This is a genomic window from Paenarthrobacter sp. YJN-5 (genome assembly GCF_015040095.1).
Taxonomy (GTDB): Bacteria; Actinomycetota; Actinomycetes; order Actinomycetales; family Micrococcaceae; genus Arthrobacter; species Arthrobacter ureafaciens.
On record NZ_CP053544.1, the window covers coordinates 4366782 to 4381641 of the forward strand.

Annotated in this window: 14 protein-coding genes; 2 read left to right on the plus strand and 12 right to left on the minus strand. The window is 64.0% G+C overall.

Annotated features, from left to right (window positions below; translation table 11 throughout):
• Positions 1-61: 61 nt before the first annotated feature.
• Both HMI59_RS20255 and HMI59_RS20260 read left to right on the plus strand, forming a co-directional pair.
• Entirely contained in the window at positions 62-1870 is a 1809-nt protein-coding gene (locus HMI59_RS20255; protein ID WP_227471651.1) for an amino acid transporter, read from the plus strand.
• A gap of 87 nt (positions 1871-1957) precedes the next feature.
• Entirely contained in the window at positions 1958-2755 is a 798-nt protein-coding gene (locus HMI59_RS20260; RefSeq protein ID WP_193592355.1) for an SDR family oxidoreductase, read from the plus strand.
• Positions 2756-2761: 6 nt separating this feature from the next.
• Here the strand turns inward: HMI59_RS20260 and HMI59_RS20265 are convergent, their stop codons facing one another.
• From HMI59_RS20265 to HMI59_RS20320, 12 genes are all read right to left on the minus strand, one after another.
• Positions 2762-3124 carry a VOC family protein gene (locus HMI59_RS20265; protein WP_193593842.1) on the minus strand — a complete coding sequence of 121 codons (363 nt, stop codon included), beginning with the start codon at positions 3122-3124 and terminating at the stop codon, positions 2762-2764.
• 4 nt (positions 3125-3128) lie between these two features.
• A complete protein-coding gene (locus HMI59_RS20270) occupies positions 3129-3389 on the minus strand; it encodes a DUF4235 domain-containing protein (RefSeq protein WP_166184763.1) in 261 nt (86 codons plus the stop codon).
• Between the two features lie 84 nt (positions 3390-3473).
• Positions 3474-3650, minus strand: a complete 177-nt coding sequence (locus HMI59_RS20275) for a CsbD family protein (protein ID WP_021471349.1) — start codon at positions 3648-3650, stop codon at positions 3474-3476.
• Between the two features lie 89 nt (positions 3651-3739).
• Complete coding sequence (dhaM, locus tag HMI59_RS20280) at positions 3740-4414, minus strand: dihydroxyacetone kinase phosphoryl donor subunit DhaM (protein ID WP_166184761.1); 675 nt, start codon at positions 4412-4414, stop codon at positions 3740-3742.
• Positions 4411-5064, minus strand: coding sequence for a dihydroxyacetone kinase subunit DhaL (dhaL, locus tag HMI59_RS20285; RefSeq protein ID WP_166184758.1), 654 nt, complete (start codon positions 5062-5064; stop codon positions 4411-4413). The genes dhaM and dhaL overlap by 4 nt, the downstream gene beginning before the upstream one ends.
• Positions 5065-5067: 3 nt before the next feature.
• Complete coding sequence (gene dhaK / locus HMI59_RS20290; RefSeq protein WP_021471352.1) at positions 5068-6069, minus strand: dihydroxyacetone kinase subunit DhaK; 1002 nt, start codon at positions 6067-6069, stop codon at positions 5068-5070.
• An 86-nt stretch (positions 6070-6155) separates the two neighbouring features.
• The gene (locus tag HMI59_RS20295; RefSeq protein ID WP_021471353.1) at positions 6156-6341 is read right to left on the minus strand and encodes a hypothetical protein; all 186 of its coding nucleotides are present in this window, start codon (positions 6339-6341) and stop codon (positions 6156-6158) included.
• Positions 6342-6350: 9 nt separating this feature from the next.
• Entirely contained in the window at positions 6351-7739 is a 1389-nt protein-coding gene (locus HMI59_RS20300; RefSeq protein WP_227471469.1) for an FAD-binding oxidoreductase, read from the minus strand.
• Between the two features lie 206 nt (positions 7740-7945).
• Positions 7946-8455, minus strand: coding sequence for an amino-acid N-acetyltransferase (locus HMI59_RS20305; RefSeq protein WP_021471355.1), 510 nt, complete (start codon positions 8453-8455; stop codon positions 7946-7948).
• Between the two features lie 252 nt (positions 8456-8707).
• Positions 8708-10810: an alpha/beta fold hydrolase gene (locus HMI59_RS20310; RefSeq protein WP_193592356.1), complete on the minus strand. Its 2103-nt coding sequence runs from the start codon at positions 10808-10810 to the stop codon at positions 8708-8710.
• Positions 10811-10875: 65 nt separating this feature from the next.
• Complete coding sequence (locus HMI59_RS20315; RefSeq protein WP_193592357.1) at positions 10876-12090, minus strand: glycosyltransferase; 1215 nt, start codon at positions 12088-12090, stop codon at positions 10876-10878.
• 116 nt (positions 12091-12206) lie between these two features.
• Positions 12207-14699, minus strand: coding sequence for an ATP-dependent Clp protease ATP-binding subunit (locus HMI59_RS20320; protein WP_021471358.1), 2493 nt, complete (start codon positions 14697-14699; stop codon positions 12207-12209).
• Positions 14700-14860 lie beyond the last annotated feature (161 nt).

Genomic DNA, 14860 nt, shown 5'->3' on the forward strand with positions numbered 1-14860 from the left:
GCACCAGGGCCCGGGTGCTGTGGGCGATGCCCATACCAGGAAGCATGCGTGGTGGCAGGTCATGTGCCTGACGGGTGTGGACTACTTCTCTACCCTGGGCTACCAGCCGGCCATCGCTGCCCTCGCCGCCGGCGTCATCTCGCCGCTGGCTACCTTGGTGCTGGTCGCCGTGACACTTCTCGGTGCCCTGCCGGTCTACCGGCGCGTGGCCGGTGAAAGCCACCGGGGCGAAGGGTCCATCGCCATGCTCGAACGTTTGCTGCCCCGCTGGCGCGGCAAGCTACTGGTCCTGGTCCTGCTTGGCTTCGCCGCAACAGACTTCATGATCACCATGACGCTTTCCGCTGCCGACGCCACTGCGCACCTGATTGAGAATCCTGTTGTTCCCGGCTGGTTGCACGGGCAGAACGTGCTGATCACCCTGTTCCTGCTGGCACTCCTGGGCGCTGTCTTCCTGCGGGGATTCAGGGAAGCAATCGGAGTCGCCGTCGTTCTGGTTGCCTTGTATCTTGCACTCAATGCCGTGGTGGTGGCCGTGACCCTGGCCCAGGTCTTCACGCATCCGCTGGCCGTCAACGGTTGGTGGAACACCTTGGTGACCTCCCATGGGAACCCGCTCATGGCCGTGGCGGTCGCGTTGGTTGTTTTCCCGAAACTGGCCCTGGGCCTGTCCGGATTCGAAACCGGCGTTGCGGTGATGCCCCAGGTCCGCGGCGATGCCAAGGACTCCGAGGCCAACCCGGCAGGCCGCATCAGGGGAACCCGGCGCATGCTCACCACTGCCGCGCTGATCATGAGCGGCTTTCTCCTCACCACCAGCTTCATCACCGTGGTCCTCATCCCGGAGCACGAATTCCAAGCAGGCGGAGAGGCGAACGGCCGCGCGATGGCCTACCTCGCCCACGAGTACCTGGGGACCGGGTTCGGCAGCGTCTACGACATCAGCACCATCGCAATCCTGTGGTTCGCCGGCGCCTCCGCCATGGCCGGTCTGCTGAACCTGGTACCGAGGTACCTTCCCCGGTACGGCATGGCCCCGGACTGGGCCAAGGCCGTCCGACCGTTGGTGCTCGTTTTCACGTTCGTGGCGTTCTTCATCACGGTCATCTTCGACGCCGACGTCGACGCCCAGGGCGGTGCCTACGCCACCGGCGTCCTGGTCCTCATGACCTCCGCCGCCGTCGCCGTCACGCTGTCGGCCCGTCGGAAGCAACAACCCAAACGAACCGTGGGCTTTGGTGCCATCGCCGCTGTTTTCATCTACACCACCATCACCAATGTCATTGAGCGCCCGGAGGGCATCAGGATCGCGGCAATCTTCATCCTAGGCATCGTGGTGATTTCCCTGCTCTCCCGCGTCCGGCGTTCCTTTGAACTTCATGCCACCCGGGTTCACCTCGACGAGCAGGCACTGGAGTTCATGTCCACCACCTGGGAAGGCCCCATCGCCCTCATCGCCCACGAGCCGCTGCGTGTTTCTGCTGCGGCCTACCGGGATAAGCTCGCTTCGGCCATCGAGGTGAGCCACCTTCCCCTGGCTCACGATCCCTTGTTCCTCGAAGTGATCGTGGACGATTCATCCGATTTCGAAACAGAACTCTACGTTCGCGGCGTCACACGCCACGGCTACAAGATCCTTGAAGTCCATGGTCCGGTGGTCCCGAACACCATCGCCTCCGTCCTTCTCCACATAAGGGACGCTACCGGGCTCATGCCGCACATCTACTTCCGCTGGACCGAAGGCAATCCCTTGACGAACCTCTTCAGGTTCCTGGTCCTCGGCGAGGGCGAAATTGCACCCGTTACCCGGGAAGTCCTTCGCGAAGCAGTTCCCGATGTCACCAAGCGCCCGTGGGTCCACGTCGGCTGAACGGGAACCGAAAGAGAGCCTCCGCCGCTCCAAAAAAGGGCTGGGTCCACCGTGCCATTCCACCCAATACTAAGTACCCTTAGAATCATGGAAACCAGCGACAATCCCCTGGCCTTGGTCACAGGAGCTTCCTCCGGCATCGGCTATGAGCTTGCGAAGCAGTTCCTCAGCAACGGCTTCGACACCATCATGGTGGCCGACGGAGAGGACATCCGCAGCGCGGCCGAAAGCCTGGCCGGCTTGGGCGGAACACCGACTCCGCTTCAGATCGACCTGGCCGAGAGGTCCGGTTCCGGAACCCTGCAGACGGCGGTCAGCGCGTTCGGCAAACCCCTCGAAGCCGCTGCCATCAACGCCGGCATCGGCGTCGGCGGGCCCTTCATCGAGACGGACCTCGCCCAGGAGCTGAGGATCATCGACCTGAATGTCGCCGCCACCGTCAGCATCGCGAAGTGGGTGGCCAGGGACATGGCAGCCCGCAGCAGCGGCCGAATCCTGTTCACGTCGTCGATCATTGCCCGCACACCCGCGCCCTTCCAAGCGATCTACGGGGCTTCCAAGTCGTTCGTTCAATCCTTCGGACAGGCGCTGCGCAATGAACTGAAGGACACAGGCGTCAGTGTCACTACGCTGCTGCCGGGGCCAACGGAGACGCCGTTCTTCGAGAAGGCAGGCCTTTTGGACACCAAAGTCGGAAGCGAAGAAAAGGACGATGCGGCGCAGGTGGCGGAGCAAGGTTTCAGGGCCCTCATGAAGGGTGAGGGAACGGTCCTGGGAGGCTCCGTCAAGTCCCGCACCATGGGCTTGGGGTCCAACATCCTGCCCGACGCCGCCGGCGCCGCCTTTGGCCGCCGGCTCAGCGAACCCGGTTCGGCAAAAGACTAATTCCGGCTAGGAGAGGCAGAGGCAGAACGGGTGCCCGGCCGGATCGAGGAACACCCGGAACGTCTCGCCGGGTTGGTGGTCGGCCTTGCTGGCTCCCAGCGCCAGGACGGCTTTTTCAGCCTCGTCGAGATCCTCCACCAGCACATCGAAGTGCATCTGCTGGGGAATGGTCTGGCCGGGCCACACCGGTGCCTGATAAACGTCTACTTGCTGGAAGGAAATACAGTTACTGCCGTCGGCGGGACGGATGTCCATCCAGTCGCCCTCTTCGTTGGACACTTCCCAACCCAGCAGCTCGCCATAGAAGTTGGCCAGGGCGCGCGCGTCCGGGCAATCGATAACAACACTGGGGTGCTTCGCTATAGCCATTTCGCTAGACCTCATCTGCGGTTTTCTTCATGCGCTCAATGGCGCTCTTGGTGCCTCGCTGGGTAAGGACGTGGACCACGGCTCCTACTGCGGCGGAGACGACGGCAAAAACAAGAACGCCCGGAAGGGCATCGTCCAGGTCGGTTCCGTCCTTGGGAGCAGGCCTGCCCGTTTTCTTTTCCCAGAGTCCCTCAAGGGTTTTGTTCGCAAGCGCACCGGCTCCGAGGCTGATCACCAGGCCGAAAAGTTTAACCAGAAAGTTCACGGAATCTCCCTCGGGTTCAAAGATCGTCAATGCGTAGAAACACGTCAGGGCCGCTGTGACACAGCGGCCCTGACGATGTGAAAATTAGTCCTTCTTGAAGGCGTCTTTTACCTTCTCGCCGGCGCCCTTGAGGTCGCTCTTGACCTGATCGCCCTTGCCTTCGGCTTCGAGGCGCTCGTTGTCGGTCAGCTTACCGGCGGCTTCTTTTGCCTTGCCTGCGATCTTGTCGCCAGCGTTCTCCATCTTGTCATCGGCACCCATGCTTGCACCTCTTTCTTGTAGTGAACCTGTACTACTACAACATCACTAATCAGGATACTTATCAATCTCTTCGCGCAAAATGTCGCGAATTAGAGTTCGCCGAATCCGTCCGCCACCAAGCCCCGGACGTAGTCAACGGCCTTCTGCGCGTCCTCGCCGCGCGCCTCCACGTGGAGCGTGGCGCCCTGCCCTGCAGCCAGGGTCATGAGTTCCATGATCGACGCTCCATCTGCGCCGTTGATGGTCACCTCTGCGTCCATCCCGGAAAGTCCTCCGGCGATCTTCGCGGCAGGCCGGGCATGCATTCCCAGCGGATTGATGAGCTCAAAATCGGCCGTTACGTCCGGTTCCTGCACTCCCCCTGCCTCCGGCGAAGCGACGGCACCTCCGGCCGCTTCAGCGGCCTTCCGCACCTCCTCGACGCCGGCACCGCCCTGGGCAGCGACGGCCGCGGCAACGAGCCCCTCGACAAGTGGCGCGTCAGCCAGGTGCACCGCGTCCGGTTCGCTGGCAAACTCCTTCACCGACTCCGCGGTCATCACCGCCGAACCCAGATCCGTCAGCACCACCACGCCGTCGCCTGCGGCTTCGGCAAGGGACTGCTCGACGGCGGCCAGCACCTTCTCGAAGCTGGTGCCGATCCGCCCGTCGTCAGTTCCCCCGGCGGCGACGAGTCCGACGTCGGACGCCATCTGGGTGGCCAGCTCAACCGCACCCTCAGCGATCTTGCTGCTGTGCGAGACGACCACGATCCCAACCGTCATCCGCCGGTACCGCCGGATGCGCCGTCCGCCGCCGTCGCAGCCGCCCGGAGCAAAAGCGCCGTGGACGCAGCCCCCGGGTCCCGGTGTCCTGCGCTGCGTTCACCCAGGTAGCTGGCCCGGCCTTTGCGGGCGACGAGCGGGTCGGTTGCCACGGCACCTGTTTCCGCAGCCTCTGCAGCCGCCTGCAGGGCGGACAACGCGTCCTCGCCGTTATCCGCAGCCTTTTGGGCTGCTTCCACGGCCGGAGACCAGGCGTCCACCATGGTCTTGTCACCCAATTCGGCCTTTCCGCGCGCCACCACTCCGTCACGGGCAGCCGCCAAGGCGGACGCCACTGCTCCGGCGTCGAGCTCGGCCGCATCCCCCAGCGAGGTGGCGGCACGAAGGTAGGCAGTCCCGTAAAGCGGCCCTGCGGCACCGCCCACCTTGGACATCAGCGCCATGGCCGCAGCCTTCAACGCCGCCCCGGCCGTTTCCGGTGGTGACTCGTTGAGTTTCTGCAGGACTGCCTGGAAGCCGCGGTCCATATTTTCGCCGTGGTCCGCGTCCCCGATTGCCCGGTCAAGTTCAATCAGTTCCACACGATGTTCGGCCATGGCCTCAGCTGAGAGATTCAGCCACTTCACGGCCCAATCAACACCCAACCCCACGTCTCACACTCCCCAACGGAGGGCCGCAGTATGGACGGGAGCGTCCCAAAGGGTGGTCAGTTCATCGTCCAGGCGAAGCACCGACACGGAGCAACCCTGCATCTCCAGGGAGGTCACGTAATTGCCCACCAACGAACGCTCCACAGTGGCGCCCCGTTCGGCGAGCACCTGCGCCGCCCGGCGGTAGACGATGTACAGCTCACTCAGGGGCGTGCCGCCCATGCCGTTGACGAACAGCAGGACCTTGTCCCCGGAGGCGATGGAAAGATCCTCCAGCACAGGTTCCAGCAGCCGGTCGGTGATGGCATCCGCGGGTTCCATGGCAATCTTGTGCCGGCCGGGTTCGCCGTGGATGCCGATTCCGATCTCAATCTCGTCATCAGCGAGTTCGAAGCTCGGCGTGCCCGCGTGCGGGACCGTGCAACCGGAGAGTGCGACGCCCATGGTCCGGACGTTCGCCACCACGCGCTCGGCGATGGCGGCTACGGCATCAAGGTCGTCGCCCCGTTCGGCGGCGGCCCCCGCGATCTTCTCCACGAGGACCGTTCCGCCGACGCCGCGCCGACCGGCCGTGTACAGCGAGTCCTCCACGGCAACGTCATCGTTCACGAGCACCGAGCGGACGGCCACGCCTTCGGCCTGGGCCATTTCCGCTGCGGTTTCGAAGTTCAGGACGTCACCGGTGTAGTTCTTCACGATGTGTACGACGCCGGCACCGGAGTCCACCGCGGTGGTCGCCGGGATGATCTGGTCAGGTGTGGGTGAGGTGAACACGGCTCCCGGCACTGCGGCGTCCAACATGCCGAGTCCAACGAAGCCTGCATGCAGCGGTTCGTGGCCGCTGCCCCCGCCCGATACCAAGGCGACCTTTCCCTTCACCGGCGCACCCTTGCGGACGACGAATTTGGGGTCGGGGTGGACGTCCACGAGGTCGGCATGCGCCATACCGAAACCCTCGACGGATTCGTCCACCACCGCACGTGGATCATTGATGAGCTTTTTCATGGTCGATGCTCCTGAGCCTGCAGTGGTCTGGTGCTCTGACCCTACTACCGGCAGCCACGGCCATGGTAGGCCTCCAAGGGGTCCTCTTAGCCGCCTTGTTTGGCAACGTCGGAGGGCTCCCGATCATGGCTGGCCTGCACGTCGGGCCAGAAGTCGGAGGAGATCTCGTGGGACGGGTGCCCTCCGGACCACCCCGACTCGTGGAGCCAGGAACCGTAAGGGATCTCAATCTGGAACGCGGAGAAGTCCGGGAACGTTACTCGGTCTTGCACGGCGTGTTCCTAGTTGCCCGGCACGGCGTCGCCGCCGGTCGTGACAACGTCCTCGAGCAGTACGGTCTGATCGATGACCGGCAGCCCTACGACATGCCCAAAGCTGAACATGTTGTTCGGGTCGACTTCCGCTTTGGCCCTCTTCAGGCGCTCCCGAATGCTTGGCGCCCAGGCCCGCTCGCGGTCCTCGGCATCCACGAAGTGCCCATGCAGGTTCACGAAAGTCGAACCGCTGGAGGCCTCGCGCAGATCCTCCTGGACGGCGTCGTACACCTGCGGAAGCAGCTCCGCCAGGGGCGGGACGGCCATCCCTGCCATGAAGAAACTGAATGCCGCGTCGCGGCCGCTGACGCTGTCTTCACCGTCAGCGGAAACCGCCAGGGCACCGCCGAGGAGGCGAAGCTCCGCCATGAGAACGGGACTTTCGACGCCGGGACCGAAGTGCCGCAGGATGGCCTCCTTGGCGTGGTCATCCAGCCGGTCCAGCAGGAAACCCCGCTCACGGGCCGGAACCGGTTGGTCCGGGTCCTGGTGGATTGAATCGAACTGCGTTGACTCAAGCGGACCCGTGGCATCCATCATGAAGGGGGCGCACTGGCGCATGGGCTCCAGAAGTTGGGTGGCCACTGCGGCATCACCTTGGTACGCATAACGGAGGTGCACCACGAACTTCCCGCGGAGTGGTTCCGGGATGATGTCCATGTCCGGCAGCCGCAGGAAAGCCAACGACGCCGATGCTTCCGTTGGGAGGGTGTCCACCCACCGGCTGAACTGATCGAGGACGGTCGCAGCATGCTGGCCGTCAAAATAGATGCCGCCGGCAAAGATGTCTTCGCTGGGAAACAGGTGGAACTCGATTGCCGTGACGATCCCCAAGTTGCCCTTTCCTCCCCTGAGGAGGAAGAACAGCTCCTGGTTCTCGTCCTTGGACACGCGCCGTTGGGTGCCGTCGGCCGTGACGAGTTCGAAGGCGATGACGTGGTCGGAGGCGAAGCCGTACTTGCGGCCCATGATTGGCAGGCCGCCGCCAAGCGTGTAGCCCACCACGCCCACGTCCGTGGTGGACCCGCACAGACCCATCAGGCCGAAGGTTGCAGCGTGGTCAACCACCGCCTTCCATCGGACGCCCGCACCAACGCGGGCGGTCCTTTCGACGGGATCTATGCTCAGTTCCAACATCCGGCGGGTGCTGATCAGCAAGCCGCCCTGAATTGCGTTGGAGGCACCGTGGCCGGTGGACTGCACGGCAACGGGCATGCCCTGCTCCGCTGCCCATTTCACCGCGGTTGCAACGTCCTCGGCGTCGAGGGCGCCGAACGCAACATCCGGCTGGTGCTGTGTTGAAAGGTTGAAGGCCGCTACTTCTTCAGCGAACCCTGGATCGGTAGGCGTGAACACTGGACCGCGCACGCTGAGTTTGAGTTCTGAAACGCTTGAAATGCCTAGAAAGGACGCGTGGGACTGCATGATCTTCTCTCGATGAACCGATGTGGCGGAAGCTCCCCAGCAAGCCTGAATCAGTTTATCCATCAAATTTAGATAAGAGAAGATACTTTAAATCACCCATAATTCCGGCGCCTGTCCGGGAATTGTTGGAGGTGGGGCTAGAGGTGTTTGATCATACGGGTGTTGCCCAAGGTATTGGGTTTTACCCGGGCAAGATCAAGGAACTCCGCCACGCCTTCGTCATGCGAGCGCAGCAGTTCCGAATACACCTCGGGATCCACGGCGGACTGGTCGGCCATGACTTCGAATCCATGGCGGACGAAGAAGTCCACCTCGAACGTCAGGCAGAATACGCGGCTGACGCCGAGGGTCCGCGCCTTTTCCACGAGGCTTTCCACCAGGACGTGGCCCACGCCTTTGCCCCGCCAGGAGTCGGCGGCCGCGAGAGTGCGGATTTCGGCAAGGTCTTCCCACATGACGTGCAGGGCGCCGCAACCAATAACTTCGCCATCGTCCGACTCGGCGATCTGGAACTCCTGGAGGCTTTCGTAATACGCCACGGTTTCCTTGGAGATCAGGATCCTCTCCTCGGCCAATGGAGCCACGAGCCCCTTGATCGCCGCGACGTCGCTGGTGCGGGCAGGGCGAATGCTGAAGGCGGAATCCACTCCCCCATCCTAGCCAGCCGCACAGGTGCTTGTTTCCGCCGCCCGTCATCGGCTGTCATCCGTAACTCAGGCACGACCCAACCAACACTTATGCGGCTAAGTGTTGGTTAGATCCTGATCAACCAACACTTATGACCCTAAGCGTTGGTAAATCAGCCTACTCATGAGGCAGCACCCCGGCATTCTTGAGGTCCTGGACGCCTACGCTGCCGGTATTCGCCGCATGTCGCAGGGCTGAGTGCCGGCAGCTCCTTACAGCCCGAGCTCCTCCGGCAGCTCCACGTCCAAGCCCAGCACCTGCTTGGCCAGGAAGTACTCAACCACCTCGTACCAGATCTTCGTATGGCGGGGTTGGAGTACCCAGTGGTTCTCGTCCGGGAAGTACAGGAAGCGGTGCGGGCTCTGGCCATTCCCGTCGGCCGGAAGCTGCGAGGAGGAGAGCAGCTCGTACCAAAGCCGCAGCCCTTCCCCGATCGGCACCCTGTAATCCTTGTCCCCGTGGATCACCAACATGGGCGTCTTGATGTTTCCCACGTTGAGGTGCGGCGAATTCTCCATCGCCATCTCCGCCGTCATTTCCTTGAGCCAGTACTGGGCTGCGTCGGTGGTAGGGCCGAATTGGTCCAGTGCCCAGAGGCTTGCGTGGGTAACGATCGCTTTGAACCGATCCGTCTTCCCCGCCACCCAGTTCGCCATGTATCCACCGAACGAGCCACCCATTGCCGCGGTCCGCGTTTCATCGATGTCCGGCCGTGCCACCACGGCATCGGTGATGGCCATGAGGTCCTCGAACGGCCGTTTGCCCCATTCACCCCATCCGCGCTGGATGAAGTCCTGCCCGTAGCCGGTGGACAACGCCGGATCCGGAAGCAGCACGGCGTACCCCTTGGCCACCAGCAGCCACGGGTTCCAGCGCCATGTCCATGCGTTCCAGGAATTGAGCGGACCGCCGTGGATCCAGAGCAGAAGGGGTGCGGGCTGATTACCGGAGGCGTGATCCGGCAACGCAAGATACGCCGACACCCGCGAACCGTCGGCAGTGGTTGTTGCCACCCGCTCCAGGCGGCCGGGATGCACGGGACGTTCCGCCGGGGCAGGCAGGCGGACCACATCGCCGGTGGCACCATCGATCCGGACTGCTTCGGCCGGGAAGTCATAGGAACTCCGGAGCGCAAAGACGCTCACCCCGTCCGGCGAGGCCACTACGTCCGTGTAGGCCGCTGCGTCCTTCGTCAGGCGCGTCACCGCACCGTCAGCGACGTTGATTCGGAAAACCGGCGACGCGCCGTCGTCGTCCGCTGTCACCAGGACCGCGCTGCCGTCCGGAAGCCAGGCGACCGGGTGCGCCCAGCGGTCCCAGTCGTGGGCAAGCGGGATCAGCTCCGTGGTTTCGCCGCCTGAAACGTCCAGCAGGTGCAGTTTGACCTGCGGGGCCCGGGTGGGCGTGGTGTCGCTTTCGCTCTGCACAACCAGGGTGCGGTTGTCCGGGCTGACCGGCCCGGGGAAGTAGCTCATGCCTTCGCGGTCCAGCAGTACCTTCACGGCTCCGGTGGCGACGTCGACGGCGGCGAGCACCTCGCGGCTGTCGGCCCTGGCGAGCGCCTTGGTGAGGCCCGTGTAGATGGTCTTCCCGTCGGGGCTCACCACGGTTTGTGCTTCCCGGAGCGAAGCTCCGACGCCGGGGGTCAGGTTCCGCAGTTCGACCGGCGGTTGGGCGTCCACGGTGGAAGGTTTTCCGGGTTCGTCCTGTTCGCCGGGTTCCACAGCGAAGATGCGCGGTTGCGACGGGCCCAGATCCGCGTCCCAGTATCGGACGGGGTAGCTGCTGTGCAGGATCGCCGAAACTTTGTTGTCCTTGCGGGCTTTCCGCCGCTCCTTGTCATTCTCTTCGTCGGTGGAACCGGCCAGGACCTCCGCCACCACGAACGTCGCATCGGCGTCCTTGGCGGTGAGGACTGCATTGACTCCACCTGCCCGCGAGTGCACCACCCGGGCCTCTCCCCCGTCCGCCGGCAGCAACCACAGGGCGCTGACAGGGTCCTCATCGGGGGTCTCCGGGTCGGGGCGTGCGGACGTGAAGTAGAGGTCTCCGTTGGCTGCGAAGGCGGCGCCCGCCTCTCCCTTGGCACTCCTGGTGATGCGCCTGGCCTGCTTCTCCCCGGCAGGGTCCAGCTCCCACAGAGCCGTGACGTATTCGGTTCCCTTGCCATTGAGGGTGGCAACGGTGGTAACCAGCCGCTTGCCGTCGGGGCTGAGGGTGAGTCCGCCCACGCGGGGAACTGAAAGATAGTGCTCCAGATCGTGGAAAGGCGTCTCCGGTTGCGTGCCCGGGTTGTGAGAGTCAGTCGAGTCCATGCTCTGATTCAACAGGGAATGTGCCGCGCATCACAGGGTAGTTCACTAAGAGTGAAACATTACTTTCACATACTTTGGACTCTCCGGAGTGCATCCAGCACCGGCGCCACGCCGTCTTCCGCGGCGATGCTGGCGGCCAGGACCCGCGCCCGCTCAGCGTACGACGGCGTGCTGACCGCGGCTTTGATTGCCGCTGCGAGGCGCCCCGCTGTCAGTTGCTTGAAAGGGATGGGCCCAGGGCCTGCACCAAGGGCGGCCACCCGGGAGGCCCACAAGGGCTGGTCCGTGAAGACCGGCACGCAGACGGTCGGGACCCCGGCGCGGAGGCCAGCCGCCGTCGTACCTGATCCGGCGTGGTGCACAACGGCCGCCATCCGGGGAAAGAGCCACTCATGCGGCACATCCTCGACGCTGATGGCATCAGGCTCCTGCACGCCCCCGCCCTGCAAGACGGCGCGCACTCCGGCAAGCCTGACGGCTTCCAGCGCCAGGTCTGCGTCCAGCTGCGCGCCGCTGCCAAATCCCACGTAGACAGGACGCGGTCCGGCTGCCAGGAAATCCACCAACCAGGAGTCCGGCTTCCACTCCGGCCTTGCCGGCGGCCACCAGTAGCCGCCCATCGTCAGGCCGTCGTGCCAATCCGCCGGGCGCGGCAGGACCGTGGGGCTGATGCCATGGAGGATGGTCGCCTTGGTGCGCCGCCGACGTCGGTCAGCAGCCTGGCGCGACAGTTTCGGAAGCCCCAACTCCCGGCGTATGCGTGCGCTCGGGGCGTCGTACGGCGCGGGCCCGCCAGCCACCCGTTCACCAATCAGCTTGTTGCCCAGCCGTCCGAGGTTGCGCGCGGAGCCCAACATCACCGGCGGATACGCAGCACTTGGCTCAACGGGCTGCAGGTGGGCACCGATGACCGGAATGCCCAGCGCTTCGCCGACGTCATAAGCGTAGGGCGCCACGGAGTTGGCCATGATGAGGTCCGCTCCACGTTCCGCCGCAGCCAAAGTTCCCGTGGCCGCCTGGTCCATGTACGTGCGCAACCCACGCCAGGATTCAAGCACCCCGCTGGCGGCCGGCTCCGCTCCCGCCGCACCGCGTTGGATAATCCGGGTCAGGCTGCCAGGGAGTTCCCTGTACTCGCATCCTGCCGACGCCACCACCGATTCGTAGGCAGGATTGCCGGCCACGGCAACCTCAAACCCGTGCTCCTGCAGCTTGCTGCCCAGTCCCGCCATGGGAGCCACGTCTCCCCGCGTTCCCGGGGCCACCATCAATATCCGCATCAACCCTCCTGCTGCCTGTTACCCGGGCCCGTTCAATTCCGGATCCCAAACAAGCAAGTGCCCCGCACACTCCTAGGAGAATGTGCGGGGCACTCTGCTTTATGGCGCTTCCACCTTTATGCGGACGGAGCGATCTCCGGAATCCGCGGCTTGGCGTTGCCTTCGAACGTGAACTTGGCGTCGTCACCTTCACCCTCGACGTCCACCACAACGATGTCGCCGGTGTGGATATCGCCGAACAGGATCTTCTCGGACAGCTGGTCCTCGATCTCGCGCTGGATGGTGCGGCGCAGCGGCCGGGCACCCATTGCGGGGTCGTAACCACGGGTAGCGAGCAGGACCTTGGCGGCCTTGGTGAGCTCGATGCCCATGTCCTTGTCCTTGAGTCGACGCTCCAGGCGGGTGACGAACAGGTCCACGATCTCGATGATCTCGTCCTGCGTCAGCTGCGGGAACACCACGACGTCATCAACACGGTTGAGGAACTCGGGACGGAAGTGCTGCTTCAGCTCTTCCGTGACCCGGGCACGCATCCGGTTGTAGCCGGTCTGGGTGTCCGTGCCGGACTGGAAGCCGGTTGCGACGCTCTTGGAGATATCGCGGGTACCCAGGTTGGTGGTCATGATAATCACGGTGTTCTTGAAGTCCACCACGCGGCCCTGGGAGTCGGTCAGGCGGCCGTCTTCGAGGATCTGCAGGAGCGAGTTGAAGAGATCGGCGTGCGCCTTCTCAACCTCGTCGAACAGCACCACGGAGAACGGACGACGGCGGACCTTCTCGGTCAGCTGGCCGCCTTCTTCGTACCCGACGTAGCCCGGAGGGGCACCGAAGAGGCGCGAAACCGTGTGCTTCTCGGAGTACTCGGACATATCCAGCGTGATGAGGGCGTCCTCTTCACCGAACAGGAACTCCGCAAGTGCCTTGGCGAGTTCGGTCTTTCCGACGCCGGTGGGGCCGGCGAAGATGAACGAACCACCCGGACGCTTGGGGTCCTTCAAGCCTGCACGGGTACGGCGGATGGCCTGCGACAGGGCCTTGATGGCCTCGTCCTGGCCGACGACCCGCTTGTGCAGCTCGTCTTCCATCTTCAGCAGGCGCGAGGACTCTTCCTCGGTGAGCTTGAAGACCGGGATGCCCGTGGAGTTCGCGAGGACTTCTGCGATCAGGTCCTCGTCAACCTCGGAGATGTCGTCCATGCCGCCGGACTTCCAGTTGCGCTCCTTCTCTGCGCGCTCGGCAATGAGCTTCTGCTCCTTGTCGCGCAGCGAAGCGGCACCTTCGAAGTCCTGGGCGTCAATAGCCGATTCCTTCTCCAGCTTCACGTCGGCGATGCGCTCGTCCATGGCCTTGAGCTCCGGCGGAGCGGTCATGCGGCGGATGCGCAGGCGGGCGCCGGCTTCGTCGATGAGGTCGATCGCCTTGTCCGGCAGGAAGCGGTCCGAGATGTAGCGTTCGGCCAGCTGCGCTGCGGAGGCGAGGGCGCCGTCGGTAATCGTCACGCGGTGGTGTGCCTCGTAACGGTCCCGCAGGCCCTTCAGGATCTCGATCGCGTGCGCAACCGAAGGTTCCTTGACCTGGATGGGCTGGAAGCGGCGCTCCAGCGCAGCATCCTTCTCGATGTGCTTGCGGTATTCGTCAAGCGTGGTGGCACCAATGGTCTGGAGTTCGCCACGGGCCAGCATCGGCTTGAGGATGGACGCGGCGTCAATGGCGCCCTCTGCAGCACCCGCACCAACCAAAGTGTGGATCTCATCGATGAACAGGATGATGTCCCCACGGGTGCGGATTTCCTTGAGGACCTTCTTCAGGCGCTCTTCGAAGTCACCACGGTAGCGGGAACCTGCAACCAGGGAACCAAGGTCCAGCGTGTAGAGCTGCTTGTCCTTGATGGTCTCCGGAACGTCCCCGCGGACGATCGCCTGGGCAAGGCCCTCGACGACGGCGGTCTTGCCGACGCCGGGCTCACCGATCAGGACCGGGTTGTTCTTGGTGCGGCGGGAGAGGACCTGCATGACGCGTTCCATCTCCTGCTCGCGGCCGATCACGGGATCGAGCTTGTTTTCGCGGGCAGCCTGCGTCAGGTTGCGGCCGAACTGGTCCAGGACCACGGAACCGGCAGGGGTGCCTTCCTGCTGGCCCTGGCCGGATCCCGCGCCTGCGGTTTCCTTGCCCTGGTAGCCGGAGAGCAGCTGGATAACCTGCTGGCGCACACGGTTGAGGTCGGCACCGAGCTTCACCAGCACCTGAGCTGCCACGCCTTCGCCCTCACGGATGAGGCCGAGGAGGATGTGCTCCGTGCCGATGTAGTTGTGTCCGAGCTGAAGGGCCTCGCGAAGGGAAAGCTCCAGCACCTTCTTTGCACGCGGGGTGAAGGGGATGTGACCGGACGGAGCCTGCTGGCCCTGGCCGATGATCTCCTGCACCTGTTCCCGGACGCCGTCGAGCGAAATGCTCAAGGACTCAAGCGCCTTGGCGGCAACACCTTCACCCTCATGGATCAAACCCAAGAGGATGTGTTCAGTACCGATGTAGTTGTGATTGAGCATCCGTGCCTCTTCTTGGGCAAGGACGACCACGCGACGGGCACGGTCCGTAAATCTCTCAAACATTTCGCCACACTCCTAGCTACGACGTACTTTGATGCTACGTGCCGAAGCGGGACTTTTGGAGCGTGTTCGCCACAGGGGAAACATGGACCCCCGCTCCCGCCCGGGAAGCGGGTTCTTGAACGTCCGCGTTAAAGACCAAAGCCCCGGCACTCGGCCGGGGC